This window comes from Selenomonas oralis, assembly GCF_051603425.1.
GTDB classification, from domain to species: Bacteria; Bacillota; Negativicutes; order Selenomonadales; family Selenomonadaceae; genus Selenomonas; species Selenomonas sputigena_A.
In genome coordinates this window covers 1,570,137-1,597,026 of the sequence record NZ_CP194411.1, presented here as the reverse complement: position 1 = coordinate 1,597,026, position 26,890 = coordinate 1,570,137, and the positions used below count along the sequence as shown (strand labels likewise).

Below are 26,890 nucleotides of genomic sequence, written 5' to 3'. Positions count from 1 at the left end.
CAATATCCGGCCTCAGGATGCGATAAAGGGATGCAGCTTGTACGCCATTTTCATTACGTTCTTCATGAGTTTTTCCGGATCGTGGTGCACGATCTCGTCCTCGTTCACGAGATCCGCCTTTACGACGCCGATGCCCAGGGCATTCAGCACATCCTCGTCCACCGCTACGGGGCAGATTCCTTCCCGTTTCAGGATATTGGCCCTTTCATAGGGCAGCGGCGCCGAATTGACGAGCACATAATCGATCGCTCCTTTTCCCGCATGGTCGAGGATCGCCTTTGCATGCATGGAGGCCGTATAGCCGTCCGTCTCGCCCGGCTGCGTCATCACGTTGCAGATATAGATCTTGAGCGCCTTGCTCTTTCGCAGCGTTTCCGCCACGCCGTCGACAAGCAGGTTCGGCATGATGCTCGTGTAGAGGCTACCGGGGCCGAGGATGACGACGTCCGCCTCGCGAATGGCCGCAAGCGCCGACTCCACGGGTTCGACATGCTCGGGATGGAGCTTCACGCGCCGAATATGCTTGTGCACCTCGGGAATATGCGACTCGCCCTCGACGAGCGTGCCGTCCTCCATGACGGCGTCGAGGCGCACATGCGCTGTTGAGGCGGGCAGGACACGCCCTTTGACGGCGAGTACCTTTGACGACTGCCGGAGCGCTTTTTCCACATCGCCCGTGACTTCCGTCATGGCGGCGATGAAGAGGTTGCCGAAGCTGTGGCCCTTGAGCTCCGTCCCTCCCTGGAAACGGTACTGGAAGAGTTTTTCCATCAAGGGCTCCGTATCGGCCAGGGCGACAAGGCAGTTCCGCAGATCGCCCGGCGGAATGATGCCGAGCTCTTCACGAAGCCGCCCCGAGGAGCCTCCGTCATCGGCGACCGTCACGACGGCCGTCACATTGCTCGTCGCCTGCTTGATGCCGCGGAGCAGCACCGACAGTCCATGGCCGCCTCCGATGACCGTCACCTGCGGCCCCTTGTCAAGGCGGCGCTTCTCATAGATGATATCCACGAGTTTTTCCGAGCTGTCCGGCAGGAGCACGCTGATGACGGAACGAATGACAAAGCGCGTTGCAACAAGCATCAAGGTGATGCCGAGCACGAGAAAGACGATCCCGACAATCGTCGTGATCACATAATCGTAGCTGCCCTTCCAGAGATAGACGGCGCGAAAAATCGCCTCTTCAATAATATCGAGATATTTATAGTTGAACACAAGAGCCAAGCCAAGGCTCACCAGCATGACGCCGCCCCCGAACAGGAGCATCCAGCGCTTGAAGTGCATCCCCGGATAAAGCCATTTTAATAAATGCATTCTTTTTATCGGACCTTTCCCAATTCCTGCGAATTTCCGGCTTTTCCCCTTTGGCTATTCCAACGGCTCCTCGGAATGTTCCTCCACCTCGTTCTTCATGAGATCGCGGTGCTCAAGTTCCACCTGGAGGCCGCGCGCCGTAAGGAAGCGGTAGATATGGCAGGCGATATAGACGCTGCGGTGCATACCGCCCGTACAGCCGACAGCAATGACAAACTGCGGTTTGCCCTCCTTAATGTACTGCGGGATCAAAAAATCCAGCAGAGAATCGAGTTTTTCCTCAAATTCCTGCGTCACCGGCCACTTGCGGATATACTCGGCCACGTCCCTGACGGCGCCGCTCTTTCTGCGCATCTCCTCTATATAGAAAGGGTTTGGCAAAAAACGCACGTCGAGCACCATATCGGCATCAAGCGGCATCCCGAACTTGAAGCCGAAGGAAAGCACATTGATGCCCATTTTCTGCCCTTCTTCGCTGCCGAAGAGGCGCCAGATCTTTTCCTTGAGATCGACCTTCCTGAGCGCTGACGTGTCGATGATGTACGTCGCCTTGTTGCGGACGGATTCAAGACGGCGGCGCTCCCTCTGTATGCCGTCGGAAATGCGCGCGTTCGCCGCCATCGGATGACGGCGGCGCGTTTCCTTGTAGCGGCGTATGATCGCCTCGTCCGAAGCATCCATGAAGAGCATTTCATAAGGCGTGCCCGCCTTGTCCATCTCCTCGAGCACATGCACGAAGGTGTCGAAGAATTCTCGCCCGCGCGTATCAACGACGAGCACGACACGGCGCACATGACCTCCCGAATGGCGGCAAAGCTCCGCAAACTTCGGGATGAACACCGGCGGCAGGTTGTCCACCACAAAATAGCCGAGATCCTCCATAAAGCGACAGGCCTGCGTCTTACCGCCGCCGGACATTCCCGTCACGATGATAAAGCTGAAATCGTCTTTCGCCATGCTTCCCCCTCCTGTGCCTGATCGTTCCCGCTTCCCAAATCAAAGGACTAATTCCTCTATGGCCTTGGCCACGCCATCCTCATCGCAGCTGAGCGCGAGGTAAGAGGCCAGCGCCTTCGCTTCCTCCTGTCCGTTCGCCGTGACGACGCTCGTCCCTGCAAGGGAAAGCATCGCGAGATCATTGTCCGAATCCCCGCAAGCCATGACTTCCTCGGGGGAAATGCCCAGACGGCGCATCACGGCCTCGACGCCCACCGCCTTTGTCACGCCTGCAGGCGTAAGGTCGAGCGTATATCCCATATTCTGCTGCACCTCGACGCGCCCCGCGAAGCGTTCGCGGACAAGCGCCGAAATCGCTCCGATCCCGGCCTCGAGATCACGCATGACAACCTGGGCGACGCCTTCTGCATAGGCGGAAAAATTATGTCCGACCTCCTGCAGGGAAAAGCCCTTGACCGTGCGATAGGCGGCGAAGTATTCGGGACGGTAGTCCTCCGCATAGATCTTCTCCCGAATATACCACTGCACATACCAGCCATGCTCATGCGCCAGTTCCAGCAGTTCCAATGTCGTTTCCGGCGGAAATGTCCGCTCGAAAAGCGGCTCTTTCTCCTCCAGGGCCTGCACCAGCGCCCCGTTGCAGCAGATGAGCGGTGCATTCGCCCCAATCTCTCGGCCAAAATAGTTTGCTGAAATCAGCATCCGCCCAGTCGCCACTGTCACGGCCACGCCTTTTTTCATCGCGCGCCCCAATACCTGCTTGCTGTAATCCGAAACATTTTTTTCGGAAGTCAGCAGCGTGCCGTCGAGATCCATAACAATCAGCCGAATCGCCATCCGCCCGCCTCCTCATACAAAACGCCTGCCGCCGGCCCCGCTGTCATGCCCGTATGGCCTGCTGCGGCGGGCAAATCCATCGACCCTCAAAACGCATGGGCGCGTACAGCTCTAGCCACACCGTCGGCCGCCTCGTTTTCGGCAAGAAAACGAGCCGCCGCACAGGCGCCCTTCGTGCCCGTCGTCATGGCAACCCCTATGCCCACGGAGGAAAGCATGGCGATGTCGTTGTCTGAATCACCGAGCGCCAGCACCTCTTCGGGGGCAATGCCTCGGCTTTCTGCCAGGCGCCGCAGGCTCTGTGCCTTAGAGACGCCGGGCGCCGTGATATCGAGATAGCAGGGCTTGGAACGCACGGGAGAAATGCGCCCGGAAAACGCCTTTTCCAGCTCCGTCAAACGTCCGGCCATTTCCTCCGGCACGTCCGTGATGGAAAGAAGCTTATGGACGCGTTCCACATGCGCGTAAAGACCATCCCAGCCGACAGCCGCTCCTTGGATTCCCGCGTTTTTCTCGTAGCTGCAGGCGCACTCGTCCCGCTCGACGAAGTAAAGCCTGTCATCGGAATAGACCTGCACATGCCAGCCTTTCCGCCGCATGAAATCAAGCACCGCACGCACATCCGCCGGTTCGATGCAGGACGAGAAAAGCTCCTCGCCTGCCGTCGTTTTCACAAGCGCGCCATTATAGGTGATGATCGGCGCATCGACACCGATTTCCTTCGCATAGGGCAAGGCCGAGCAATACATGCGGCCCGTGGCGATCGTCACGCAAATGTTTTTTTCCGCCGCCTCCCTGAGCGCTGCCTTGTTTTCCTCGGAAATGCGATTTTCCGGATTCAAAAGCGTGCCGTCGAGATCCGTCGCAATCATGCGAATCGCCATACCCCATTCCTCCCATCCTGCATCTACATCCTGCTTCTTTAAGATACGCTCAAATGCGCCTCTCGGCAGCAATCTCCCGCATCATGTATTTTCCTTCCCCTATTTCTTCCAGCCGCCTTCCAACGCATCGGGATGCGCGATATAGGCGAGGTGTCCGCCGACGATGGTCGCGGCGATATGGAGATCCTCATCAAAAAGCGTCAGGTCAGCACGCTTTTCCTCCTCCAGAGAGCCTGTTTCTTCGTAAATGCCGAGCTCTTCGGCAGGCGTGCGCGTGACCATCTCAACGACCCGCTCGATCGGCGCGCGCGTATTCCTCGCGAAATTCCGCACCGCATCGTTCATGGCGAGCACACTGCCCGCAAGCGTACCGTCAACGAGTTCGGCGCGTGCTCCCCGGACCGTGACCTGCTGTCCGCCAAGCTCCGACGTACCGTCACCGAAACCGGCCGCCCGCATCGAGTCCGTGACGAGAATGATATGGCGTCCCTCTTTCGCATGGTACAGTATGCGCTGCGCCGCCGGATCGACATGCACATCGTCCGCAATCAATTCGCAGTTGGCCGCCGTGTCCAGCGCCGCGCCCACGACACCGGGATGGCGCTGGTGCAGGCCGCTCATCGCGTTGAAAATGTGCGTGATATGCGTGACGCCATGCCTTTCTATGACCTCGAGAGCCGTTCCGTAATCCGCCCCCGAATGGCCGATGGAGACGATGATGCCCGCAGCACGGCAGCGGTCGATGAACGTGTAGTTGCCTTCAAGCTCCTCGGGAGCGAGCGTTACAATGCGCACGACATCCTCATAAGAAGCAATCCAGCCGTAATCCGCGCGCACGATCTGTTCCTTTGCCTGCGCTCCGCGGTGCGCCGCGCTGATGAACGGCCCTTCCATATGCGCGCCGAGCACGCGCGCGCCTTCGGGTGCATTCTGCATGGCGCTCCGCACGCGTTCGAAAGCATCATGCACTTGCCCTTCGCTCGCCGTCATCGTCGTCGGCAGCCAAGAGGCCACGCCCGTGCGCGCGAGGAAACGGCTGATGGCGGGCAGTGCCTCGGGCGTCTCGTCCATCACATCCCAGCCGCAGGCGCCATGCACATGCACATTGATGAAACCCGGCGACACAAAAAGCCCATGCGCATCATGCACCTCGTCTATGCCGGCTTCCGCTTCCACCTCATCCATATCAATGATCCGCTCAATATGCTCATCATAGAGAACGGCCATCTCGTCCATGACCCGAAAATCGCCTTCCATGTTCGGCAGCAAGAGCCGCCCGTTGATGATTGCCTTCATCTGCCCTCTTTTGCCTCCCCAAAGACCGCTGATCTATTCCGTGCCGTCCCCTCGGGGGCGGTCTTTCCTCCTCGGCGCATAAGGAAATTGCAGAGCGCCCCCAACATGCCGGCATCGTTGCCGAGATGCGCAAAGGTGACTTCCGTATGCGCGAAAAGAGCCGGCGGCAACGACTCCTCCAACCCCATCAGGATGCGCGGAGCAAGGTACTTCCCCTGCTCCATCACGCCGCCGCCCAGCACGATGCGCTCAGGATTCAGCACACAGCAAATGTTGGCAATGCCCTGCACGAGCGGTTCGACCATCCCTGCAATGGCATTCACCGCATCGGCATCGCCGGCCTTTGCCCAGTCGAAAACCGTCTCCCCGTCAAGCTCCTGCCTCGATATGCCATGCGCCGCAGCCGCGCGGCTTACCATGCGCTCGACGGAAGCAAGTTTTCCGAGCCGCCCGCCGGCGAGCTGCATCGATCCCACCTCTCCCGCACTGAAACCTGCGCCGCGCCAAAGACGCCCGCCCAGAAGAATGCAGCCGCCGACATCGGTGCCGACCGTCAGGCAGAAAAGCGACTGCGCCCCGCGCCCCGCGCCCAGCCAATATTCGCCAAGCCCCGCACAGTTCACATCGTTCTCCACCGCGCACGGAAGCCCCGAGGAACGCTCGACCAGCGCCTTGAGATCCATGCCCGTGTAATCCATGATGCTCGGCCCGGCGTAGAGAATCCGCCCTGCCCGAGGATCAACAACGCCCAGCGTCGAAATGGCAACCCCTGCCGTAGAGGCGTCACGAAATTCCTCGACGATCGCGAGAATCTTCTCAGCAACCCCGCGTGCGCCGTACATTTTCCCTTCCGTCGCCACGGCGCCCTTCTCCCGCAGTCGGCCGCCTTTTGTCGCCACGCCGTACTTGATCGCCGTGCCGCCTATATCTATGCAAACATAGTTTTCGTCCATTGCATTCCACCCTTGCGCTTTCACACACCGTATCTTCTTCACTATACCATAGTCCACCCTCAGGTGCAATGGTGACAACACGGCGCACGGGATGGTATAATGGAAGCGACTATAAATCGGCGCATGGACGCACGGAGCTTTCGCAGACAATGCCTCCATGCCGGCGGAACGGGGCATCGTTTTATGAAAATCTTCCTTTATTTCGGCTTCCTCCTGATCATCATCGGCGCTTTCGGCTTTGGCTACACCTATACAACCGACCACCGCACGGTCAAGAGCCTCTCGGGCTACTGCAAGATCGATTTCCAGGGTTCCTACGACGAAAACGGCCGCGTCGAAGGCGCGACGCTGACCATGTGGGACTACCGCTACAACGCGGCCAGACCCAAGCCTGTCGTCACCATCTCCACCGACGGCGATGCCTGGGACATCGACGCCGTGGTCAAGCAGACGCCGCCGAGCTACGATCTCCAAAACTTCGATCCAAATACGTCCCTGAAGAACACAAACAAATTCTTCCTCGACGTCCCCAAACAGCTCCTGCCCGGGATCAGAAAGGCGGACGAGGTGCGCGTGAAGATCCGCTACGACAACGGCTTCACCGTCGATCTGCCGCTGAACGCCCCCGATCTCAGCTACTGGAAAGCGCAGCTCTATTGAAAGAAGAGCCGCCTCCCCGCTGTCTTTGCAGCGGGGAGGCGGCTCTTCTTTTCCTTCTTTTACGTGCGTTTTTTCGCGCATTCTTTGATATACGCTTCCGCGCGTGTCAGCTCCTCATTCGTATGAAGAAGCTGCGGTGTGTACTTGATGAGGATGGAGCCTGTCACCGTACTTGTCTCCACCTCGCTGAGCTCAGAATAGGAACGCAGATACGTCAGCAGTTCCTTCTCAACCTGGGGACTGCCGACAAGCATCTTGCTGTGCAGGCGGATGCGTCCCGGCAGATAGGAAGAAACCTCGACCGAACGCAGAAAGAGATCGAGCTTGCTCGTCGGAATGCCCAAGGCAGAAAAAATACCCATTATGCCTGCTGCGCCTCGATCAGGGCTTCGATCTCCGCCTTCTTGCTCTGAAGCTCCTCCAAGGACGCCTGCTTCTCTTCCGCCGCGGCCTTCCGAGCCGCACAGCGCTTCTGTGCAAAGCGATAGCCGAGAGCTCCGGCCACTATGCCGACTGCGAGACCCGCCCAAAAAATCGGTTTGCCAAATCCAAGATCACCCATGATGTTTTCCTCCATGTTTGTTTTTATTTGCTTATTATAAGCAAGGAAGCTTTGCCTGTCAACCCCCAAAAAGCCTTTATTCTCAAGGCTTTGAGGGGTTTTCAGTCTCAATGGGACGAACATTTTCCGCCCCGTTTCTTATAGGCGGCAGTTTTTCCCAACCGCATCGAGAATGTCAAAAGAGACGCCTCTTCCGAGTGCGCCTCTTTTTCGCTTCCTGCCATTTGCCTGCCTCTATCCTCCCTCCGCATTGCACGGATAACGATAAAGCCGATGATCCAAGAGCTTCCCTGCCCCGTCGTATACGAGCTTGAGCGAAAAAAACGGGGCGTTCTCGGCCAAGAGCTGCAGAAAGATCCTGTCGCCCGGCCAAAGCTCGAGTTCCCCGACGCGCTCCTTCTCCACCCAGGCGAGTTCGCCTTCATCGCAGGCGGAAGGCGTGCCCACAAACTTGTCCGCCGTGAAGAGATGCATATACTCTGTCACACCGTCACCCGAAAGGAACGTCACAAGACCGCGAAACTGCCAACGAAGGAGGCGATAGCCGGTTTCTTCCTCCACCTCGCGCAAAAGGCACTCCTCGGGCGACTCGTCCGCTTCGAAGTGTCCGCCGACGCCGATCCACTTGCCGCGATTGACGTCATTCTCCTTCACCGTGCGGTGCAGCATCAGATACCTGCCCTCCTGCTCAATATAGCAGAGCGTGCTCATTCTTTCCACTTTCAGTCCCCTTTTCCCTCTATGCCGCATCCTTATGCAGAACATTTTATCGCCGTTAAAGTCCCTTGTTCTTTCATGCTAGCAGAGTTGGCTCTTCATGTCCATAGCTCAGCCCCATTTTAGATAATATGCTGCCCCGGCGCACAAAAAAGAGGTGCAAAAGCCCCCTCCGACTTTTGCACCTCTGGGAAACAGTACCGACTATCCTTCTTCACTTTTTGCCGACGAGCAGACGGGAAGCGCTACCTCCCATGAAGCGCGCCTCGCACTCGCTCATGAACATCCCTTTGGCGGTGTCGATGAGCTCGACCCTCTCATAGCCCTTTTCGCGCAGCTTGGCGGCAAAGGCTTCCATATCGCCGTACTTGCCGCGCGCCATAATATCGTGAATCGCGAATACGCCGCCTTTTTTCAGCACGCGCAGCGTTTCCTCGAGCATCGTCTGCCCCGGAATCTTCGGGATGTTGTGGTAGACATAGTTGCTCGTCACCGCATCGAAGCTTTCATCCGGGAAGTCAAGCTCGACAGCGTTGCCCGGCAGAAACTCCGCATTCGTCACGCCCTCGGCCAACGCATTTTCCTCGCAGATCCTCTTGCTGAATGAGGCGTAGACGCCGCGCCAAAGGTCGACGCCAAGCACTTGGCACTTCGGATTCCCCTTGGCGCAGGCGATCGTCAGGGCGCCGCTACCGCAGCCCACATCGAGAATGCGCCCGCCCTCCGGAAGCTTGACGTATGCTGCCGTTCCCTCGACGATCTGCCTCGCCATCTGCCGCTTGCCGTCGTAAGAAAACATGCGGTAAAGCGCATAGAACCAGAGCGTCAGAAGCGTCGAGGCGAGCGCCGCCAGAGCGAAGAAAGCATCCAAAGCAAGCCACGCGCCTGCCGGCGGCAGAAAAGCGAGTGCAAGCGCCAGAAGCGCCCAGAAGAGTACGGCTGCGGCAAGGGCAGCGGCAATCATGCGCCGCGGCAGCCAATTCTTGTAGTTCGGCTTCCTGTCCGGCATTTTCTTCGGAGAGCCCGACGCGTCCACGATATTTTTCCTGCTGTCTTCTTCCATCAGACCATTTGCTCGGGATGGAAGACCTCGTCGAACTTCTCAGGCGTGAGGAAGCCGAGCGCGACGCACGCCTCCTTGAGCGAGATGTTCTCCTCGTACGCCTTGTGCGCCGTCTTCGCCGCCTTCTCGTAGCCGATCACGGGATTCAGCGCCGTCACGAGCATCAGCGAGCGATGCAGGTTCTCGTGCATCTTCTCCTTGTTTGCCTTGATGCCCACGACGCAGCGCTCATCGAAGGAGCGCAAGGAATCCGCCAGGAGGCGCACCGACTGCAGGAAGTTGTAGATCGTCACGGGCATGTAGACGTTCAGCTCGAAATTGCCCTGCGAAGCCGCGATGGCAACAGCCGCATCATTTGCCATGACCTGCACGGCAACCATCGTCGCCGATTCGCACTGCGTCGGGTTGACCTTGCCCGGCATGATCGAGCTGCCCGGCTCGTTCGAGGGGATCGTGATCTCGCCGAGGCCGCAGCGCGGTCCGCTTGCCAGCCAGCGCACATCGTTGGCAATCTTCATGAGATTCGCTGCCAACCCCTTCAGGGCGCCATGCGCAAAGACCATCTCATCCTTCGAGGAAAGCGCATGGAACTTGTTCGGCGCAGTCCGGAAGTCTAGTCCCGTGATATCGCTGACGACACGCGCCACTTCCTCGGCAAACCCCTTAGGCGCATTGAGCCCCGTGCCGACCGCCGTACCGCCGAGGGCAAGCTCCTTCAGGAAAGGCAACGCCGCCTCGATCTGGGCGCGCGAGGCCTGCAGCATGGCGAGCCAGCCGCTGATTTCCTGCGCAAAGGAAATCGGCACGGCATCCTGCAAATGCGTGCGGCCCGTCTTGACGATGCCCTCGTTTTCCTTCATAAGACGCCCGAACGTCTGCGCCAGCTTGTCGATGGACGGCAGGAGCTTGTCCTCGATGGCGACGACAGCAGCGATGTGCATGGCCGTCGGGAATGTGTCGTTCGAGCTCTGCGACATATTGCAGTGGTCGTTCGGATGGAGGAGTTTCTCGCCTGCAATCTCATTGCCGCGGTTGGCAAGAACCTCGTTGACATTCATGTTCGACTGCGTGCCGCTGCCCGTCTGCCAAACAGCCAGCGGAAAATGCCCATCAAGCTCGCCCGCCAGGATCTCATCTGCCGCCTTCGCGATAGCGTCGCGGCGCTTCTCGTCGAGCCTGCCGAGCGTCGCGTTGGCAAACGCCGCCGACTTCTTCAAGATGGCAAAGGCGCGAATGATCTCCTTCGGCATCTTCTCCGTGCCGATGGGGAAATTCTCGAAGCTCCTCTGCGTCTGCGCACCCCAGTAACGATCCTTCGGAACGCGAACCTCACCCAGGGAATCATGCTCGATCTTGTACTCCATAAATGTCTCCTCCTCACATATCTTACAAGCTTTCGCTCGTGCTGAAAATGGCAAAAGCGCCGGGAATCCCGATGCCTTCAGTCTACCATATTTGAGAATATTTTTCAATAAAGTTTTCCTTGGAATGCACCCTGCATGACGACACTCTTAGGGTACGTATAAAAATGCACGTACAGCAAGGGCCTTTACGATAAAGGCTTTCACAGCAAGGCTTTGTACCTTCCCTGCTCAGACTTTGGGATCTCCAATGCCTCCATTGCTTTCTCCGCCGTCCATGCCTGGTTTTTCATAAGCTTTCGGATCGAGAAAATTCGTTCATTCTCCCTGCCTTTTTCCATGCCTTTTTCCATGCCCTTTTCCATGCCCTTTTCCATGCCTTCCTGCATAGCCTCTTCTGCACGAATCTGCAAGGCACGCTCCTGATTCCATGCGAAGTCTACCATGTTGAAAACCTCCCTCTCCTGCTTTTGCCTAAAATACTCTCCCAGCCAATCATGGTCGATGCAATATTGGATCGCTTGCCTTACGGCGCTTTCCAGACTGCTTCCGCTCTTGACCACGGCACGCACCTGCGCGACAAAGATGCTAAATCTCCGCCAGACGTTCTTCATTATGGAAGATATCCCGAAAGAGTGAATCTTTATAGCTGCGCTTCACGGTTTTCATGCTCCCGCTCCCCTCTTTGCTTTGATTATACTATAAAGGCCTTTTGATGGGCAAGACGGGAATTGCATGCCGATTCATCAGACTTTTCACTGCTGCCCGTCGAGCAGGGAGAGGAGGTGATCGCCGGGGAGGAGGTCGGCGATTGTCCCGGCGAGTTGGTCGATATAGCCGGGAAAGTGGTTCGTTCGCACGGCGAGATATCGCACGGCGGCAAGGATAAGGGGAACCGGCGAAACTTCTTTCCCGGCAGAATACGCGGAAGCATCGACGGTCAGCAGGAACACAAGCATTTTATAGAGCACGACGAATACTTCATAGTTTGCCAAAAAGCCGGTACCGCCCATCAAAGGATAGCGCCCGAGGAGGAATTCATTGACGAGCCAGTTCTCCAGGATATACGAATACGGCCTGAAGATCTGCTCCTTATACTGCCCATAAAGATGCAAGAACACCGGCAAATCCCCCTTGCCCGCCTTCTTGCCCAAAACCGTGCGCAAGGATGCAAGCCGCACCTCTGTCTCGGGCAGGTCGTCCTCTGCCGCCGCAGCGAGCGCAGGCAGCAAGCTTGTGAAAAATTCGAGACAAAGGCCTGCATCAAAAGGATTTTCTGCCAACAGCACCCCTGCCTGCCCCGCTGCAGCCTCGGCGATGGCTGCGGCATCTCGCTCCAGATTCCCGCCGCCGTCCGGATACGTCTCGGCTCTTGCGAGCAGGAGGCCGAGCGCCGCCAGACGCGCATCGAGCGTAAGGCGCCGCTCCTCCAGCAAGGAAAGCGCCGCGAGCTGCAGGGCGCGAAAAGCTTCTGCGGAAAGCGCCGCGCCGAGCGGATTCTCATCTACATAAGCGGGACGCGGCGCGGCATGTTCCACCCACTCGAAAGCCATGGGAGACGGATCGAGCAGAGCAGTCTCCGCCGCCACGGGACAGCTGAGACAAAGCGTGCGGTCGAGCGTTTCGCCCACGCGGTGCGTCTTTCTCGGGTACTCGGCACAGACATCGGAAATAGCGCCGATTCCAAAGCGTCGCTGCAGGGAGCAAAGGCCATCTTCGCGCAAAAAAACGCAGCGCTCGTTTTCGTGGCGCATCACCCAGTCGCCCGTTTCGCTGCGTTCAATACCGTTTTTCAATTCCCGCAAAAGTTCCGGCTTCTTCCCGCAGCGCGCCAGGGTCGCCTCATCGAGCGCGACGCCCCATTTCGCACAGCAGCAAAGCGAGCCGCAGAGGCTGCCGTCGCAAACGAAGCGGCGCAGATAAAGCGGCTGTAAGCAAGGCAGCGCCGCAGCAGACGGGGCGGCAAGCAGATCCGGTACAGGAGCCTGCGGCAAAGCCGCTGCTTCCTGCCCTGCAGGCTGCACGCCCTGCGCTGCCTGCCGCTCCAGCTGCTTCTCCATCTATTCCGCCTCCCCGAAGTACGCCTCCATCTGTGCCGCCATGACCGCCCCAACATCCTCGCCCTTCTGCCAAGCCTTCGCCCACGTCACCGTGTGCGCGACAGCCTCTTCGATGTGCCAGCGCGGTTGCCAGCCAAGCCGCGCCTTGATGCGCGAGGAATCGAGCTTCAGGAATCCCGCCTCATGCGGCGCGCCGCTTTCCGCTGCCGACTGCCACGAGGCGCCTTCACCCCAGGCGCGGCAGAACAGATCGGCCAGCTCCCCCGTCGTCACGCAGTCGGCATCCTCCGGGCCGACATTGTAACTGCCCGCCAGGGACGCATCCTTCCACTGGGCGCACGCAATGCGGATATACGCCGCAAGAGGCTCCAAGACATGTTGATAAGGACGCGTCGAAGCGGGATTTCGGAGCGTGACGACACGCCCTTCGCTTGCAGCACGGATGCAGTCAGGCACGATGCGCTCAGGCGAGAAATCGCCGCCGCCAATGACGTTGCCGGCGCGTGCCGTCGAAAGGCGCACGCCGCCATCCGCAAAAAAGCTCTGGCGGTAACTTGCCGTCACAAGCTCGGCACAGCTCTTGCTGTTGGAATACGGATCAAAACCAAAGAGCCGTTCATCTTCGCGGTAGCCCCATTCCCACTCCCTGTTTTCGTAAACCTTGTCCGTCGTCACGTTGAGAACGGAGCGAACCGCATCGCACTCCCGCACGCATTCCAGCACATGCGCCGTGCCCATAACGTTCACTTCATACGTCTCAACAGGCACACGGTAGCTTTCACGCACGAGCGGCTGCGCCGCAAGATGCAGCACGATCTCGGGACGCGCTTCCCGAAAAGCCTGCCTGAGCGCCGCCAGATCGCGCACATCCCCCTCGATGGAATGCATATCCTTTGCAAGTCCCAGTCGCTTGAAAAGTTCCGCACCCTCGGCCGTCGGCGAAGGAAGTGCAAAGCCCGTAAGTTCCGCCCCGGCTCCCAACAAGAGCCGTGAAAGCCACGTCCCCTTGAACCCTGTGTGCCCCGTAAGCAGCACGCGCTTGCCGCGGAAAAAAACCAGGTCGTCTCTGAGCGACATTTCCTTCATATCCGTCAGTCCCTCCCATCATTCAACTCTGCAGCGTATTCCGCGAGGAAGATTTGTCTTGCCTCTTCCCATGAATCATCCAATTTCTTGCGCCCCGATTCATGGATGCAAGGCGGAGAAGCGAAATGCGGCACGAGGACACGCATGCCGCGCCGGCGATATTCCATCGAGGCTGAAATATCGTAAAAATGCCAGCCCTTGAAGAGATCCTCCCGCCATGGCACATCCTGCTGGGTCGCCATGAAGATTCCATCCACAGCTTCCACGGAAACCACATCTCCCGGAACCGGGGAAAACTCCAGCCAAATCAAGGATTCAGGATCCTGCATCTCGTAGACAGCACCATACTTTCCTTCACCATCCCACCATACGCCGTTCCCGGGCATGCGAAGGCAGCCGGCCAAGCCAATGAGTCCGACATCGGGATGGGCCTGAAAAATCTCCACGATACGCACGATAAGCTTTTTATCCGTCAGCAGCAAATCCTGGTGCAGATAGATCTTATAGCGCGCCTCGGTCGCCCGTCGCCCGGCCTCATACCCTGCCGTCATGGACGGAGCCCCGCGCACCGGTACGAGCTCTGCGGAAAAACCTGCCGGAAGTTCCAGATGGCGCAGGTAAAGCACACATTCCGCATACATTTCCTCGTCATTTACGCAGGAAACAAAGGCAATCTTTCCGCCGTCCCTGTTCATCGCAGCAGCCCTTCTTTCCGCAAAGCGGCAAGCAGTTTTTCCGCTTCCGCCGCAATATTTTCGACGAACCTTTCGAGATAACCGCCGTCTATATCGTTTTCCGCAATAAGCCGCCGCAGCGCCTCAACGCTCGCCGCCTCCTCCACCCCATTTTCCAGTCGGTGCAGGAGACGCGCCAAACGATGACGCACCTCGTCCGTATATCGCTCCCTGAGTCGTGCCGTGCGCATCGGAAATACGGCAAGACGAACGATCCACCAAGAAGTCTCGATCTCCTTCTGCCCATTGCCAAAACCGCACCCTTGGAGCACTGCAAGCATATCCGCCGCACCTTCCTCCAGAACCTGACGCACGGCAAACTCCCTATAATGGGCAAGTTTCGCGAGCCGCACGATTTCGGGGAAGGAAAATAAGCGCCCCTGTCCTTTGAGCAGCGGATTCGTACCATAGCGCAGTTCCCCCTTGAGCCACGAGCGAAAAACGCTCCAGTGCCAAGGGTTGCAAAAGGGCACGACGACACCGCCGCACGGTTGTAGAGAAGGCTGCAGCGATTCCAGCAAGCATTCCGGTTCGAACAGCTCCTCAATACCCGGAGCCAGCACGATCAGAGAGAAACATCTTTGCCATGCTTCGTTCAAGGCCATATCCCACGGCACCGTCTGGAAGACGCCTTCGGCAAAATCCTGCCGGAAGCGTGCCTCCCAGACCGGATTCATGCCCACGAGCAATATATTCCCTGCCGTTTTTTCGGGAACAAACGCCGCCATTTCCGCATAAAGCCTTTCATCGAACGGCATGTCCATCACTGCCCCACCTCCCGGCCTCATCCCTTCGTGCCCCTGTCGCCCCATGCCTGCACAATCGTACTGGAGACATCGGCATGCGCCATATAGTATGCCTCATCCTCCGGCAAATTCTTATAATCATAATACCACGGCAAATGCAGCAGTTCTGCCGGAGAAGCAAGGGCAGCAGCCTCCACAAGACTGTAATGCCGCTTATTGCGATACAAGGCAAACGTCGTATCCACCTCCTGGAAGAAGCAGTCCGGCTCCATGCGCACAAACCGCATCAGCTCCTGTCGCTGCCGCATCTCTTTTGCCTCAAAGTATGTGATATCACTGCAGCGCAGGCTCAAGCCGGCCTTGCAAAGCAAAGGATATCGCCCGAGCACTTCAAGCAAGCGCTCCACGACTGCCGCGGGACAGGAATCCGCCGGCACGACATCGCTGTCCGTATAGATATAGGGTGTGCGAATCGCCATTCGCTCAAGAATTCCCGAGCGCCATATTGCCTGGTAGCCAAGGTTCTCTCCCAAAACAATAACCTCAGCACATCCATGGAGCGAGTTGTAATATTCCAGAAGCGGCGGATACGTCGAGGCGTTATCAAGGATATAAACGCGGCGAAATCCCGCACGCAGGAGCCATGGCAAAAGGCGCTGCAAGGGAATCAGACGATCCCTTGAGTTGATGAACACGGGTATGTCCTGCCAGCCTGTCCCCGACGGCAGCCAAAGAGAAGATGCTGTCGGTGTTTCCCACAGCTTTCCTGCAACAACGCCGCGCTGCACCTCCGGCGTACGCGGCGGCGTCAGCCGCGGCAGACCGCCGCGCCGCGCTGCGAGATGGGCATTGATTTCCGCCTCAAAAAAGCTTTGACGCAGGGAAAGGGTCCGGCGGTAGGCCTCCACAGCCTCGCCATAGCGCCCGAGCCGGAAACAGGCATTGCCAAAATAAAAACTCGCCTCCTCATCTTGAAGCCCAAAGGCGAGAAGCTTGTCTGCCGCCTTCTCCCACTCTCCCATGGCATAATAAGCCAACGCTTCATAATAGAAAAAAGCCGAGGCCTTGCCATACGCGCGCTCCTGATACCAGTCCATGAAGCGGAGCGCATCTGCTGCGCGCCCTTCCTCAAGGGCGCGCAGCATTCCTGCAAAAACAACGGTTGCACGCAAGTGAAAGAACAACTGCTCTTCCTTTTCTTCCCCGTTCCGGGGTTTTACCATGTAGTCGCCCGCAAGAAGCATGAGTTCCGCCATAGCATTGATATCATAGCGTTCCGCAGCCTTCTCGTATACACGTCTTATTTCCCGCAGCCTGTCCAATTCCAGCATCCTATGCCCTTCCCCTCAGTCACTGCTGACGAACAATGTTCCTCCTGCTCCTTCACGCACCCTTTTTTGCAGAATTCCATATGCCGCAAGCACTGCTTGAGGAGAAATCGCCGAGATGCAGTGTGCTTCCGCCTCATGCCTGCAGCCGTAAGCATCGCGTGGTTCATGCGCACAGTCATCCAACGCCCTTGCGGGCTGCACGACAACAGCAGGCGTGCGGTAAGGGTAGTAGCACATGGGAATCGCCTTTTCATCCAGCGGCAAATCGGCGGGATAACAACAGATTTCCAAGACGGGAAGCCCGATGACGGCAGCCATATGCAAAAGCCCCGTGTCGTTGCCGATATAGGCCGAACAAAGCGAGACTGCGGCCGCCGTCTCGCGAAAATCCAGCGCCCCTGCAAGGTTCAAAGCCTGTGCCCGGCCAAGCGCACGACATATTTCCTCGGCTTCCGCCATATCGTCCCTTCCGCCCAAAAGCAGAAAAAACGGCTCTTCTTCCCGCTCGGATAAAGCTCGAAGAAATATACCGTAATTCCGCGGCGGCCAATGCTTTCGCTTCGCGCTGCCGCCCAACCCGATTGCGAATACTTTCTTCCGGCCGAGATCCGCTCCAAGCCGTGCAATTTTTTCCCGTACACCAGAGATTTCCTCTCCCGTCAGCCAAAGTTCCAATGAGCGATCCAATACGGGCAGGGCAAGGAGCTGATCAAGCACATCGAACGAACGCTCCGCAAGATGCAGCGGCTGATTCGGCGCCCGGAGCGGACGTGTCAGGAGCGCGGCGCACGCTTCGCGCGGAAGCCCCGCAAAATCATGCACATGGCCGATGCGCTCCTTCGCTCCCGTCATGTAGGCAAGAAGATATGAACTCGCATAATGTCCGAAGACAAAGGCAAGATCAAAGCGCTGCTTGAGCAAATGCTCTTCCACATAAGCGCCGTGCACTGCAAAAAGCTCCGCCAGCGGACGACGCACAGGCAAATACTCGTTGGCGAGCAAGAAATCGACATACGGACATTGCTCCGCAAGCGTGAAAGAACGCGGAAAGACTACAAGCGTAATCACCGCCTGCGGATAAAGGCGCCGAATCTCACGCAGCGCTCCCGAAATACAGATGAAATCGCCGACGCCCCCATCCGAAATGACAAGGATCTGCGCTTTTTCTCCCACTGCACGCGGCGTTCGGTATCCTTCTGCCGAAAATACAGGTTCCATAAGAGCAATGAAGTCTTGGGCGGGAAAATTCTCATATTTAGAAAGGTGTTCCTCAAATGTGCAGAAAGCTGCCGGAATCTTTTGCATAAGAATCTCCCTCCTCTCGAAATACACTTTGGCGCCTGTCCGTCTCATCCTCTCACAACATTTTGCAGGACATCCGCCATAAAATCAAGCTGCGCCTCCGTCATGCCCGGATAAACGCCAAGCCAGAAGGTATCCTTCATGATGCGGTCGGTTTCCGCAAGCTGCCCAACGATGCGGTAGCCGCGTCCTTCCTCGCGCATCCTGTCGAAGCATGGGTGCTTGACGAGGTTTCCTGCAAAGAGCATCCTCGTCTGGATGCCATGTGCTTCGAGGGCGCGTACGACAGATTCGCGTTCGAGGCCTTCGCAGCAGGTCAGCAGGAAGCCGAACCAGCTCGGCGTTGCGTTTGGACACGGCTCAGGCAGGATCAGCCTGTCTGCCGTATTTCCCAAAGCCTCTTTCAGTCGAGCAAAGTTTCTGCGGCGCTTTTCGATAAACCCCGGCAGCTTCCTGAGCTGGGCACAGCCGACAGCAGCCTGCATATCCGTAACCTTCAGATTGTAGCCGAAGTGCGAATAAACATACTTATGGTCGTATCCCTTCGGCAACTCGCCGTACTGCCCGTCAAAGCGATGGCCGCAGAAACCGTCCTGCCCGGGCGGGCAGATGCAGTCGCGTCCCCAGTCGCGCAGGGAACGCAGGATGCGGAAAAGCAACGGATCTTGCGTGTAGACGGCGCCGCCCTCGCCCATCGTCATATGATGCGGCGGATAGAAGCTCGATGTGCCGATATCACCGAACGTGCCCGTATAGCGCTCCTCGCCACGAAGTTCGTAGCGTGATCCCAAGGCATCGCAGTTATCCTCGACAAGCCAGAGGCCATGCTTTTCGCAGAACGTCTTGACCGCCCGGATATCAAATGGATTACCAAGCGTATGAGCAATCATGACGGCGCGCGTTTTTGCCGAAAGCGCTTCTTCGAGCTGCGCCGTATCGATATTGTACTGCGGAATCTTCACGTCGACAAAGACGGGTACGGCGCCGTACTGGATGATGGGCGCGACCGTCGTCGGAAAACCCGCTGCAACCGTGATGACTTCATCGCCCGGGCGCACGGCGCGCTCGCCGAGAAGAGGCGAGGTCAAGGCCATGAAGGCGAGAAGGTTCGCCGCCGAGCCGGAATTGACCGCAAGGGCATGACGCACACCGAGGAAAGCGGCCAGACCTTTTTCAAATTCTTCCGCATAGCGCCCCGCCGTCAGCCAGAACTCCAAGGCGCTGTCCACGAGAGCCTCGATTTCCTCGTTATCGTAGACACGTCCCGCATAGGGTATGCGGTCGCCCGGCTTCCAAGGCGCGGGTTTATGATATGCGTCTGCATAATCCCGCACAAGCGCGAGAATTTTGTCATGAAGTTCTTTTTGATTCATCGTGCATTCTCCCTCTCCTGTCTACGCCCGTTCCACACCGTCTTCCTGCAGGACGGCGCGCACGATTTCCGGATGTTCCGTCTCGAGGATGCGGCAGATTTCATTAGAATAGCTTCCCGCAATGACAAGAACCGCGCCGATTTCACCCTTTTTCAATTCTGCAGGCGCAGCAATAGGAATATGCGTCGCCGGAGTGAATTTGTTCTGCTTAAAGTCTGCCGAGTCGAGCACGCAAACGATGCGCTCCTTCATATCCAGCATCGCCAAATCAGCCAAAGCCTGATGCCCCGCCCCCCAAACGGCTGTTTTCCGACCCTTTTCTTCCATTTCTGTCAAAAAGGCCGCCACACTCTTTTTTACCTTTTCCTGCTGCGCAAGAAAACCCGAAACATCGACGATGCGGCGCTTCCTCACCTCTGCCGAGAGGACATAGCCATGCCAGATCGTGCCGCAGGAAAGAACTTCGAAACCGTTCTGCTCCAGGAGACGGCAAAACGTATCCTTCGTGAAATAGCTCAGATGATCCTGTATGAACTCCGAATAGAGATTTTCGCGCAGCACCATATCCACATCGGGCACTTCAACAAGCCCGTGAGCGCCTGATGTGAGATTTCCTGCAATGCGGCGCAGGAAAGCGCCGGGTTCGGGGCTGTGCTCCAGAAAGCTCAGGCAGTAAAAAGCGTCGTACGGCGCTTCGGGAATCCTCTCCGCACCTGCCTCGAGATACAGCTGATGAACCGTATGCCCCTCGCTCCTCGCCTGCGCGGCAAGAGCCGCCGAATATTCAATACCGTACACCGTCGCCCTCGCTTCCTGCATCATCTGCAGGAATTCGCCGCCGCCGCAGCCGATTTCAACGATCCGTTTGCCGAGCAAATCATAGCGGTGCAAAAAATCGCGAAACTGTTTTACACGAAAACCATGCATCTCGGGCGAAACGCGCGTTGCCCGAATCACCTCACGATAGTAGGGCACCGGCTCGCCCGCAAGCTGCAGCAGGCCGCAGAACGGGCATTGGCAGAGCAGGAGGTCAACGCCCTTTTCCTCGGCAACATTCCCCGCATCGGGGAAGAACTGCGCCGATTTCGGCATATCGCGATAGGCGAGCAGCGGTTCCTTCGGCATTTCCTCGCCACAGCAGCGGCATTTCATTTCAGTTTCCTCCATTCAATAGCCCTTGGCTCGCAGGACAGCTTCGATCAGCTCTGCTTGTTCAAAGAGCTTCTTGCGCCTCATGCCCTGTTCCTTTTCCGCCCCCGCACGCACAAGGCGCGCCCATGCCTGGGCGCCCGCAGCATGAACAGCGGGATCCTCACCGATCTGTTCCTTATGTTTGCGGAAGAAGCTCAGCGTTTCAACGATATAGAGGAGATCCCCGTCCTCCAGGAGACGCAGCCAGCACTCGACGTCGGGCAGAACCGTCGGTATCTCCTGAAGCAGAACCTCGCGAAGCGTTTCCTTCGCAGAACTCGGCAGAAGCACCGTCGTGAATTCGCCGATAAAATTCGCCTGCTTCTCGAGCAGGGCATAGCACGCGAGTTCACCCGGTATGCGCGAGGTTTCCTCTACGGGCAAGGGATCGACCGCAGGATCCGAAACGATATTTCCCTCTTCGTCGATTGCCCGGCGATGCGATGTCACGAAGGCGATGCCGTCCTCCATACTGAGCACATCCGCCATGCGTTCGATTTTTTCCGACGCATAGAGGTCATCGTCAAAAAGATAGGCGAAGTATTCCCCTCTGGCCTCTTCAAGTGGAAAGAGCCAATTCTTCGCACTTGAAAAGCCTCGGTTGCGCGTATAGCGGATTCGCGGTTCCGCCGAATATTCCTTCATCAGCTCCGCCGTTCTTTCATCCTCGCTGTTGTCGCTGACAATGATTTCGATATGACGGTATGTCTGTGCCAGTGCGCTTTCCAGCGCCTGCCGGAAAAACTCCGGCCTTTCATGCGTCGGCATGAGGATGCTCACAAGGGGCAGCGCCTCCTCCGCATACTCGGCAAGAAATGCCTGTCGCCCCGCCTCATCGGCGGGAAAGCTGTCGCCGAGAAATTCCAGCAGAGGCTCCTGCTGCCCCAAGACGGCGGCGCGGAGTCCCTGTCGGCGGAATTCAAGGCACTGCGCTGCATCAAAAAATGCCGCCCCATGGAAAAGATCCTCCCGCCACGGAAGATCCGCCTGCGTTGCGAGGAAAAATCCATCGAGCGCCATCACATCTTCCGCCGCACCAAGAACCATGCCCCAGCGCACCGTGCGCTCGGCCAGGCGCAGGGAGCCGATGCGGCGTGTGGAGTGAAATGCGATGCCGTCGGGCGGCAGCCGCTTCGTCCCCGAAATACCCAGAATGCCGATGTCCGGCTGCGCCTCGAACAGCGCGACGATTTGCAGCAAGATACCCGGCTCCAGGATGCGCACGCGTTCATCCATATAAACCTTATACTTCGCCGCACTCTCCTCCATGGCCTGGCTGTAGGCCGCCGCCATGCCCGCCTTGCCCTCGACTTCAACAAGTTCGAGCGAGAATCCCTCCGGCTGTTCCAGGAGACGCAGCGACATCAAAAATTCCGGCGACAAGGCTTCCCCCTGACGCGCAACGATAATCGCAATTTTCTTTTCGTCCCGTTCCATCTCCTGGACCATCTTCTTTCCTCTCCTTCAAACTTCAGCAGGGCAGACTGTAGCAAACGGTTTCACAGTATACCGGCGTATGGTGACGCAGATAAAGCTTATGCCCGGGCTCCATCTCGTGCATCATGAGCGGCAGCTCCCAGAGATCCGATATGCGGTGGTAGACGCAGATCGCCAGCTTCGGCTGCTCACGGCGGATAAGCTCTTCACCGCCCCGCAGGGCCGCACGCTCCGCGCCCTCGATATCCATTTTGATAAAGGTCACGCGCTCGCCCGCCAGATGATCCGACATGCGCACGATTTCCCCCGGCGTGCCTTCTGCTGCCACGGCTGTGGCCGATATGTTTTCATCGTAAAAAATCTTTTCGGCCTTTTCGCCCACACCGTAATTGTAGGCAACAAGCTTTTCTGCCTTAGAGCACTTCGCCATATTCCCGCACAATATGTCGTAATTTCTGCCGCTCAATTCGTAGGCAATATACTTTTGAAACGGCTGCCCGCGTCCAAGAAAATCTTCCATCGTATCCCCGGTATAAGCGCCGCAGTCCACGAGCACATCGTCTGCCGTAAAGTGAACGAGCTCCGACAGAAAATACTGATCGCCCCGGCAAATTTCATGATAATACTGCGCCTTGCCGAAGCCGGGTTCGAACTCCAAAAAGCCTTTGAGCCTCTTGTACAGAACCTCTCTTGATTCCTCATCCGCCAAAAGTTCAAAGCAGAGACCCACACGTTCCGCAATATTTTCAGGCGGAACTTCCAATAGATCATCAAAAATCAGATTAAGCATGAAGTCAACGAAATCAAGCACCCGATGGATCCCCATCTCCGTCAACTGAGCGGACACCTCGTGCGCATGCGTTCCCAGCCCGAGAACTATGATCGGATCATCTTCGGGCCTGAGTTCTTTTGGCGACAAACATTCAAGGCCAAAATATTCCTTTCCCCAACAAGCATCATTGTTATCGATAAACGCATGCGGTTTCACACCGCAGACAAGCAAATCATGCAAAGCTTTTTGCCCCACCTGGCCCATGCCCCAGATATAGACATTTTCCTTCTCTTCGCGCAAAATATCATACACTTTTTCACGCCATGCCAAACGCTCCGCCACGACATCCGCAAGACGGCTGCGTATCAGTGCCTGGATTTCCTCACATTCCCTGCTCATCGCACCGCTTCCTTCCCCGGGCGCGATTCCCATGCATCACGCGTCACAAAAATCGTATTGTTGGCGACGGTCGCATATTCCTCGTATCCTTTTTCACGCAGGAATTGTCCGAGATCGACCTCACCCTCCAAGTGATTGACCTCAACCATGAGGATGCGCGGCCGGTACTTCCCGAAATCGATGCCGCGCACGATGCGCTCGTCCTCCCCCTCCGCATCGACCAGAAGGACATCCGGAACTGCACCGCAGTGTTCCAGCACCTCGTTCACACCGAGCACATCGACCGTGATTTCATGGACTTCATTATGGGAAAGCCCGTCCCATTCCTTGTGATGCTCCTCGGAAAGCGAGCTAACCGTCGAACTCTTGCTCGCGAAGAAGCTCATCCTGCCGCGGTTCCTGTCCGAAACAGCCGCATGCAGGAAGCGATCCTCCGGACGCGCCATCTGCGCGAGCGTTTCCACAGAGGGCAGCGCATCGACGAGCAGACCGCGCGCACCGAGACGATAGAGGTTGTACGTCTGGTTGTAGCGCACAGGATCGTTCGTACCGATCTCCAGGTAACGGATCTCGGAAAAGGACAATCCCAACTCGCAGCAGAGCAAAAGGAGCGCCGCATCCTCGCAGCGCTCGCCATGGAAAGTGCGCAGGGATTTCGGCATCTGTTCCAATTCGTAGAAGAGCACGCGAATCTTCTCACGCGGGCAGTCGTATTCTTCCATGAGATCGCCCACAATGCTCACAGGATCGGCGGTCACGAGCACGATGTCGGCAGCAGCAAGCGCTTTTTTCAACTCGGCCTTTTTGATGCCGCCTTTCGCGGGCAGGCGGCTCTCATCCTGGTCGAAGTATCCCGTCACATGGAAATGCTCTTCAATCCACGCCTTGTTCGCCTCATAATCCGTATGAAGCCCATATACCAGTGTATTCATATCTATCCTTTCTAAAAGCGCGGCAGCCTGAGCTGCGATACAGGAACATCCTCGATATCATCGCGCGTGTAATAGCTGCTCTTGTAGACGGAGCAGCCGCGGCAGCTCACATTTTCATGATTGCGCTTCTCAAGCTGCATGACATGGAAGTCATAGAGCGCCCTTCCATACCAGATTTCTTCGATGGACTGCTTCGCTGCATTGCCGATATTCGTACCGCCGTACCAATCGTTGCAGCAGGGCGACACGGAGCCGTCCGAGCGCACGGCAAGCGTTGTGAACGGCATGGGACAGACGCGGCGATCCGCCATATGGCGTTTGACCTTGGCAACATCCCCGCCATAAAGCCTGCCGATAAAGTCCTCGCCCTTGACTTCGACCCAGCTGTGCGGCTCATCAATATAGAGCTCATCCGCAACATCGCCGTAAACATCACGAAAGACCTGATTTTCCGCCTCGTCATACGTATCCAGCATCTTACAGGCGATAAAAGGTTTCGTGCTTCCCATTTCCTTTTTCAGTCGCTGCAGCATGGCGAGATTATCATGCACACGCTGCATCGGCACTCCGGAGCTCGTAATTTCCAGATGCTTTTGGGGTAAAGCCGAATAGATCGACACGCGCAGATAATCCATCTGCCCTTTGATCAGGCTGCGGCCAAGCTCCTCCGTAAGAAGCGAGGCATTCGACGTCGCCTCGATGCGTTCAGCGATATCAGCCTCACGCGCAATCTGCAGCATTTCGCCAAAATGGGGATTCATAAAAGGCTCCCCATAAATCGTAAGCTTCAGTACCTTAAACCTTTCGCCCTGCCATGCCTCCGCCTGATCAATGATGCGGCGAAAAAGCGCCATGTCCATATTATGCCGCTTGTCCTTGAACTCCTCCTGCGCCGCACTTTGGAAACACATGCGGCAGCGGAAGTTGCAGCGGCTCGACGGCTCGATCAGCAGGGTATATGGCTTTTCCAGCGGAATGACTTCTCTGAGATCATGGCGCTTCGTACTCTTGAGTTCCGTATAGCGAATCATTTCTTCTCCTCGCTTTTTTCTTCATCCCTTGCCCAGACATGCCAAGGAGCCTTGCCGCTTTGCCAGAGCCGTTCGAGCATTTTCTTTTCGCGCAGGGTATCCATGCACTGCCAAAACCCCTCATGCACATAGCTCATCAGCTGACCTTCGGCTGCGAGCCTTTCCAGCGGATCGCCCTCGAGAACATCGGCATCCCCTCGGATATAGGAGAAGATCTCCGGCTCAAAGACCATATAGCCTGCATTGATGGGTGCGCTGTCATCCATGGACTTCTCTCGGAACGCCGTCACCGTATTGTCCTCAGCGATGTCCAGGATCCCCTTTTGCTGCTTCTGCATGACAGCCGTCAAAGTCGCAATCTTGCCGTTCGCCCGATGGAAGCGCAGGAGATCCTGCAGATCGACATCGCAGACGCCGTCACCGTATGTCATCATAAAGGTTTCTCCGCCGACATACTTCTCAACGCGCTTGATGCGCCCGCCCGTCATCGTGGAATAACCCGTATCGACAACGGTGACCTTCCACGGCTCCGTATGCTGGTTATGGATAACCATGCGGTTTTCCCGCGTGAAGTCGAACGTGATATCGGACGTATAGAGAAAATAGTCCGCAAACCATTCCTTGACCATGTGCTGCTTATAGCCCGCGCAAATGATGAATTCATGAAAGCCGTAGTGGCTGTATTCCTTCATGATGTGCCAGAGCACCGGCATGCCGCCAATCTCGACCATGGGCTTGGGCCGCGACTCGGATTCCTCTGCAATGCGCGTACCGAGGCCGCCGGCCAACAAAACGACTTTCATGCGCCTTCTCCTTCATCAAACCATTCAGTCCGAATTTACAAAATCCTCTTCCGTAAAGATTTCCCGATAATCGACGGGCAGCGGTTTCCCATAGAATTTCGACATATAGTTCTTGATAAATTTGCGATCAACGCCCGAAAGGCATATCGGGCTGCTCTCACGGAACTTGCGGATGGACAGGCCGCGCCGCATGATTTCCGCCAGCGAGTCATCAAAGACATTGCCAAGAGCGATGTGCATGAACACACACGGCATGACGTCGCCGTACTTCGTTACCTCAAGGATCTTCTTTACCGCACCGCACGATCCCTGCTTCTCTTCGTAGGTCGGAAACGTATCGAGATGCATCACGGGGTATTTTTCATGCAGCTTGCGAATATGATTCAAATCATTGCCATCGACGAGCACTTCCTCATGGCCTTCCCATCTGCCGATGGCCTTTGCCAGCATGATGTCGACTTGAATGTCATTTTCCTGGCAATAAGCGGCCATCTTTTCCACCTCTTCCGAGTGACAGTTTTGATGCGAGATAACTGTCTGGGCGACAGGCTGCAGACCTGCTTCTTTCGCATTTTTCAGCGCACGCAAAGCCGAAGTCGTCTGTCCCTTGTCGTGGAAATACTGCTTTTCCTCATCGATGCCGTCAAGACTGATCTTCACCTTGTCAATGCCGATGGCCTTGATCCATTTTGCTTTTTCCAAGGTAAGCAGAGAGCCATTCGTGCTGATAAAAAGATGAAATCTTTGGGGGTCGATCGCCTTGATGACATCCTCAAGATCCGGAAACATCAGCGGCTCGCCACCCGAGATTCCCATTTGTGCCAAGCCTAACGCATCCGCCTCATCCGCTACTTTTTTAAGGATTTCCGGAGTCAGGCTGCGCTTTTTCGGTGCGAAGCAAAGATTGCTGCAATGCGGACAATGCATATTGCATCGATAGTCATAGGTGAACTCAATAATCGGCGTGTACTGCCCACGCGCATGGAGTTCCTCATACTTTTCGAACTTTGCGACGACCTTGGGCTTTTCACGCCGCAGCTTCTCACGCTTGTCGTGCTCCGTCTTCTTCTGGTAAGCTGATCTTTCCAT

The 26,890-nt window shown here is 56.9% G+C and carries 27 protein-coding genes; 1 reads left to right on the top strand and 26 read right to left on the bottom strand.

Going from position 1 to position 26,890, the window contains the following annotated elements; translation table 11 throughout:
- Window positions 1-12 precede the first annotated feature (12 nt).
- The 6 genes from ACRTGH_RS07530 to ACRTGH_RS07505 all read right to left on the bottom strand — a co-directional run bounded on the left by ACRTGH_RS07530 (window position 13) and on the right by ACRTGH_RS07505 (window position 6,241).
- Complete coding sequence (locus ACRTGH_RS07530; protein WP_368846496.1) at window positions 13-1,314, bottom strand: gluconeogenesis factor YvcK family protein; 1,302 nt, start codon at window positions 1,312-1,314, stop codon at window positions 13-15.
- A 54-nt stretch (window positions 1,315-1,368) separates the two neighbouring features.
- Complete coding sequence (rapZ, locus tag ACRTGH_RS07525) at window positions 1,369-2,271, bottom strand: RNase adapter RapZ (RefSeq protein ID WP_368846497.1); 903 nt, start codon at window positions 2,269-2,271, stop codon at window positions 1,369-1,371.
- A gap of 39 nt (window positions 2,272-2,310) precedes the next feature.
- The gene (locus ACRTGH_RS07520; RefSeq protein WP_368846498.1) at window positions 2,311-3,108 is read right to left on the bottom strand and encodes a Cof-type HAD-IIB family hydrolase; all 798 of its coding nucleotides are present in this window, start codon (window positions 3,106-3,108) and stop codon (window positions 2,311-2,313) included.
- 86 nt (window positions 3,109-3,194) lie between these two features.
- Window positions 3,195-3,992 carry a Cof-type HAD-IIB family hydrolase gene (locus tag ACRTGH_RS07515; protein ID WP_368846499.1) on the bottom strand — a complete coding sequence of 266 codons (798 nt, stop codon included), beginning with the start codon at window positions 3,990-3,992 and terminating at the stop codon, window positions 3,195-3,197.
- Window positions 3,993-4,091: 99 nt separating this feature from the next.
- Window positions 4,092-5,288, bottom strand: coding sequence for an N-acetylglucosamine-6-phosphate deacetylase (nagA, locus tag ACRTGH_RS07510; RefSeq protein WP_368846500.1), 1,197 nt, complete (start codon window positions 5,286-5,288; stop codon window positions 4,092-4,094).
- Complete coding sequence (locus tag ACRTGH_RS07505) at window positions 5,285-6,241, bottom strand: ROK family protein (RefSeq protein ID WP_368846501.1); 957 nt, start codon at window positions 6,239-6,241, stop codon at window positions 5,285-5,287. The genes nagA and ACRTGH_RS07505 overlap by 4 nt, the downstream gene beginning before the upstream one ends.
- 183 nt (window positions 6,242-6,424) lie before the next feature.
- Here ACRTGH_RS07505 and ACRTGH_RS07500 point away from each other — a divergent pair, with 183 nt between their 5' ends.
- Entirely contained in the window at window positions 6,425-6,901 is a 477-nt protein-coding gene (locus ACRTGH_RS07500; RefSeq protein WP_368846502.1) for a hypothetical protein, read from the top strand.
- A 59-nt stretch (window positions 6,902-6,960) separates the two neighbouring features.
- On the opposite strand, the gene ACRTGH_RS07495 is transcribed toward ACRTGH_RS07500, so the two are convergent.
- From ACRTGH_RS07495 to ACRTGH_RS07400, 20 genes are all read right to left on the bottom strand, one after another.
- Window positions 6,961-7,263 carry an HMA2 domain-containing protein gene (locus ACRTGH_RS07495; RefSeq protein ID WP_368846503.1) on the bottom strand — a complete coding sequence of 101 codons (303 nt, stop codon included), beginning with the start codon at window positions 7,261-7,263 and terminating at the stop codon, window positions 6,961-6,963.
- On the bottom strand, window positions 7,263-7,463 hold the full coding sequence (locus ACRTGH_RS07490) for an RNA-binding protein (RefSeq protein ID WP_368846504.1): 201 nt from the start codon (window positions 7,461-7,463) through the stop codon (window positions 7,263-7,265). The genes ACRTGH_RS07495 and ACRTGH_RS07490 overlap by 1 nt, the downstream gene beginning before the upstream one ends.
- A gap of 234 nt (window positions 7,464-7,697) precedes the next feature.
- Complete coding sequence (locus tag ACRTGH_RS07485) at window positions 7,698-8,174, bottom strand: NUDIX hydrolase (protein ID WP_368846707.1); 477 nt, start codon at window positions 8,172-8,174, stop codon at window positions 7,698-7,700.
- Between the two features lie 220 nt (window positions 8,175-8,394).
- Window positions 8,395-9,243 (bottom strand): class I SAM-dependent methyltransferase, encoded by an 849-nt coding sequence (locus ACRTGH_RS07480; RefSeq protein WP_368846505.1) that lies wholly within the window; start codon window positions 9,241-9,243, stop codon window positions 8,395-8,397.
- Window positions 9,243-10,607 (bottom strand): class II fumarate hydratase, encoded by a 1,365-nt coding sequence (fumC, locus tag ACRTGH_RS07475; protein ID WP_368846506.1) that lies wholly within the window; start codon window positions 10,605-10,607, stop codon window positions 9,243-9,245. Before fumC ends, ACRTGH_RS07480 begins: the two co-directional genes overlap by 1 nt.
- 200 nt (window positions 10,608-10,807) lie before the next feature.
- Window positions 10,808-11,050 (bottom strand): hypothetical protein, encoded by a 243-nt coding sequence (locus tag ACRTGH_RS07470; protein ID WP_368846507.1) that lies wholly within the window; start codon window positions 11,048-11,050, stop codon window positions 10,808-10,810.
- A gap of 309 nt (window positions 11,051-11,359) precedes the next feature.
- Window positions 11,360-12,664 carry a flagellin lysine-N-methylase gene (fliB, locus tag ACRTGH_RS07465; protein WP_368846508.1) on the bottom strand — a complete coding sequence of 435 codons (1,305 nt, stop codon included), beginning with the start codon at window positions 12,662-12,664 and terminating at the stop codon, window positions 11,360-11,362.
- The gene (rfbG, locus tag ACRTGH_RS07460) at window positions 12,665-13,750 is read right to left on the bottom strand and encodes a CDP-glucose 4,6-dehydratase (RefSeq protein ID WP_368846509.1); all 1,086 of its coding nucleotides are present in this window, start codon (window positions 13,748-13,750) and stop codon (window positions 12,665-12,667) included.
- A gap of 5 nt (window positions 13,751-13,755) precedes the next feature.
- Window positions 13,756-14,445, bottom strand: a complete 690-nt coding sequence (locus tag ACRTGH_RS07455) for a glycosyltransferase family protein (protein WP_368846510.1) — start codon at window positions 14,443-14,445, stop codon at window positions 13,756-13,758.
- On the bottom strand, window positions 14,442-15,248 hold the full coding sequence (locus ACRTGH_RS07450) for a hypothetical protein (protein ID WP_368846708.1): 807 nt from the start codon (window positions 15,246-15,248) through the stop codon (window positions 14,442-14,444). Before ACRTGH_RS07450 ends, ACRTGH_RS07455 begins: the two co-directional genes overlap by 4 nt.
- A 20-nt stretch (window positions 15,249-15,268) precedes the next feature.
- A complete protein-coding gene (locus ACRTGH_RS07445; RefSeq protein WP_368846511.1) occupies window positions 15,269-16,561 on the bottom strand; it encodes a hypothetical protein in 1,293 nt (430 codons plus the stop codon).
- Window positions 16,562-16,576: 15 nt separating this feature from the next.
- The gene (locus tag ACRTGH_RS07440; RefSeq protein ID WP_368846512.1) at window positions 16,577-17,866 is read right to left on the bottom strand and encodes a glycosyltransferase family 9 protein; all 1,290 of its coding nucleotides are present in this window, start codon (window positions 17,864-17,866) and stop codon (window positions 16,577-16,579) included.
- Window positions 17,867-17,910: 44 nt separating this feature from the next.
- On the bottom strand, window positions 17,911-19,236 hold the full coding sequence (gene rfbH, locus ACRTGH_RS07435; RefSeq protein ID WP_368846513.1) for a lipopolysaccharide biosynthesis protein RfbH: 1,326 nt from the start codon (window positions 19,234-19,236) through the stop codon (window positions 17,911-17,913).
- 21 nt (window positions 19,237-19,257) lie between these two features.
- Window positions 19,258-20,403: a methyltransferase domain-containing protein gene (locus ACRTGH_RS07430; RefSeq protein WP_368846514.1), complete on the bottom strand. Its 1,146-nt coding sequence runs from the start codon at window positions 20,401-20,403 to the stop codon at window positions 19,258-19,260.
- Window positions 20,404-21,876, bottom strand: a complete 1,473-nt coding sequence (locus ACRTGH_RS07425; protein ID WP_368846515.1) for a glycosyltransferase — start codon at window positions 21,874-21,876, stop codon at window positions 20,404-20,406.
- A gap of 22 nt (window positions 21,877-21,898) precedes the next feature.
- Window positions 21,899-23,035, bottom strand: coding sequence for an FkbM family methyltransferase (locus ACRTGH_RS07420; protein ID WP_368846516.1), 1,137 nt, complete (start codon window positions 23,033-23,035; stop codon window positions 21,899-21,901).
- Window positions 23,032-23,967 (bottom strand): FkbM family methyltransferase, encoded by a 936-nt coding sequence (locus ACRTGH_RS07415; protein WP_368846517.1) that lies wholly within the window; start codon window positions 23,965-23,967, stop codon window positions 23,032-23,034. Before ACRTGH_RS07415 ends, ACRTGH_RS07420 begins: the two co-directional genes overlap by 4 nt.
- A gap of 11 nt (window positions 23,968-23,978) precedes the next feature.
- Window positions 23,979-24,998, bottom strand: coding sequence for a radical SAM/SPASM domain-containing protein (locus tag ACRTGH_RS07410; protein WP_368846518.1), 1,020 nt, complete (start codon window positions 24,996-24,998; stop codon window positions 23,979-23,981).
- Window positions 24,995-25,801, bottom strand: coding sequence for a glucose-1-phosphate cytidylyltransferase (gene rfbF / locus ACRTGH_RS07405; protein WP_368846519.1), 807 nt, complete (start codon window positions 25,799-25,801; stop codon window positions 24,995-24,997). The genes ACRTGH_RS07410 and rfbF overlap by 4 nt, the downstream gene beginning before the upstream one ends.
- A 24-nt stretch (window positions 25,802-25,825) precedes the next feature.
- Window positions 25,826-26,890: a radical SAM/SPASM domain-containing protein gene (locus ACRTGH_RS07400; protein ID WP_368846520.1), complete on the bottom strand. Its 1,065-nt coding sequence runs from the start codon at window positions 26,888-26,890 to the stop codon at window positions 25,826-25,828.

What these genes read in the sequence shown, in the direction of transcription:
- ACRTGH_RS07420 (WP_368846516.1), bottom strand. Translation starts at nt 23,035, where the DNA reads ATGAGCAGGGAATGTGAGGAAATCCAGGCACTGATACGCAGCCGTCTT.
- ACRTGH_RS07505 (WP_368846501.1), bottom strand. Translation starts at nt 6,241, where the DNA reads ATGGACGAAAACTATGTTTGCATAGATATAGGCGGCACGGCGATCAAG.
- ACRTGH_RS07490 (WP_368846504.1), bottom strand. Translation starts at nt 7,463, where the DNA reads ATGGGTGATCTTGGATTTGGCAAACCGATTTTTTGGGCGGGTCTCGCA.
- ACRTGH_RS07480 (WP_368846505.1), bottom strand. Translation starts at nt 9,243, where the DNA reads ATGGAAGAAGACAGCAGGAAAAATATCGTGGACGCGTCGGGCTCTCCG.
- ACRTGH_RS07455 (WP_368846510.1), bottom strand. Translation starts at nt 14,445, where the DNA reads ATGAACAGGGACGGCGGAAAGATTGCCTTTGTTTCCTGCGTAAATGAC.
- ACRTGH_RS07400 (WP_368846520.1), bottom strand. Translation starts at nt 26,890, where the DNA reads ATGGAAAGATCAGCTTACCAGAAGAAGACGGAGCACGACAAGCGTGAG.
- fumC (WP_368846506.1), bottom strand. Translation starts at nt 10,607, where the DNA reads ATGGAGTACAAGATCGAGCATGATTCCCTGGGTGAGGTTCGCGTTCCG.
- ACRTGH_RS07515 (WP_368846499.1), bottom strand. Translation starts at nt 3,992, where the DNA reads ATGGCGATTCGCATGATTGCGACGGATCTCGACGGCACGCTTTTGAAT.
- ACRTGH_RS07450 (WP_368846708.1), bottom strand. Translation starts at nt 15,248, where the DNA reads ATGGACATGCCGTTCGATGAAAGGCTTTATGCGGAAATGGCGGCGTTT.
- ACRTGH_RS07415 (WP_368846517.1), bottom strand. Translation starts at nt 23,967, where the DNA reads ATGAATACACTGGTATATGGGCTTCATACGGATTATGAGGCGAACAAG.
- ACRTGH_RS07520 (WP_368846498.1), bottom strand. Translation starts at nt 3,108, where the DNA reads ATGGCGATTCGGCTGATTGTTATGGATCTCGACGGCACGCTGCTGACT.
- rfbG (WP_368846509.1), bottom strand. Translation starts at nt 13,750, where the DNA reads ATGAAGGAAATGTCGCTCAGAGACGACCTGGTTTTTTTCCGCGGCAAG.
- rfbF (WP_368846519.1), bottom strand. Translation starts at nt 25,801, where the DNA reads ATGAAAGTCGTTTTGTTGGCCGGCGGCCTCGGTACGCGCATTGCAGAG.
- rfbH (WP_368846513.1), bottom strand. Translation starts at nt 19,236, where the DNA reads ATGAATCAAAAAGAACTTCATGACAAAATTCTCGCGCTTGTGCGGGAT.
- rapZ (WP_368846497.1), bottom strand. Translation starts at nt 2,271, where the DNA reads ATGGCGAAAGACGATTTCAGCTTTATCATCGTGACGGGAATGTCCGGC.
- ACRTGH_RS07500 (WP_368846502.1), top strand. Translation starts at nt 6,425, where the DNA reads ATGAAAATCTTCCTTTATTTCGGCTTCCTCCTGATCATCATCGGCGCT.
- ACRTGH_RS07470 (WP_368846507.1), bottom strand. Translation starts at nt 11,050, where the DNA reads ATGGTAGACTTCGCATGGAATCAGGAGCGTGCCTTGCAGATTCGTGCA.
- fliB (WP_368846508.1), bottom strand. Translation starts at nt 12,664, where the DNA reads ATGGAGAAGCAGCTGGAGCGGCAGGCAGCGCAGGGCGTGCAGCCTGCA.
- ACRTGH_RS07485 (WP_368846707.1), bottom strand. Translation starts at nt 8,174, where the DNA reads ATGAGCACGCTCTGCTATATTGAGCAGGAGGGCAGGTATCTGATGCTG.
- ACRTGH_RS07495 (WP_368846503.1), bottom strand. Translation starts at nt 7,263, where the DNA reads ATGGGTATTTTTTCTGCCTTGGGCATTCCGACGAGCAAGCTCGATCTC.
- ACRTGH_RS07430 (WP_368846514.1), bottom strand. Translation starts at nt 20,403, where the DNA reads ATGGAGGAAACTGAAATGAAATGCCGCTGCTGTGGCGAGGAAATGCCG.
- ACRTGH_RS07410 (WP_368846518.1), bottom strand. Translation starts at nt 24,998, where the DNA reads ATGATTCGCTATACGGAACTCAAGAGTACGAAGCGCCATGATCTCAGA.
- nagA (WP_368846500.1), bottom strand. Translation starts at nt 5,288, where the DNA reads ATGAAGGCAATCATCAACGGGCGGCTCTTGCTGCCGAACATGGAAGGC.
- ACRTGH_RS07440 (WP_368846512.1), bottom strand. Translation starts at nt 17,866, where the DNA reads ATGCAAAAGATTCCGGCAGCTTTCTGCACATTTGAGGAACACCTTTCT.
- ACRTGH_RS07425 (WP_368846515.1), bottom strand. Translation starts at nt 21,876, where the DNA reads ATGGTCCAGGAGATGGAACGGGACGAAAAGAAAATTGCGATTATCGTT.
- ACRTGH_RS07530 (WP_368846496.1), bottom strand. Translation starts at nt 1,314, where the DNA reads ATGCATTTATTAAAATGGCTTTATCCGGGGATGCACTTCAAGCGCTGG.
- ACRTGH_RS07445 (WP_368846511.1), bottom strand. Translation starts at nt 16,561, where the DNA reads ATGCTGGAATTGGACAGGCTGCGGGAAATAAGACGTGTATACGAGAAG.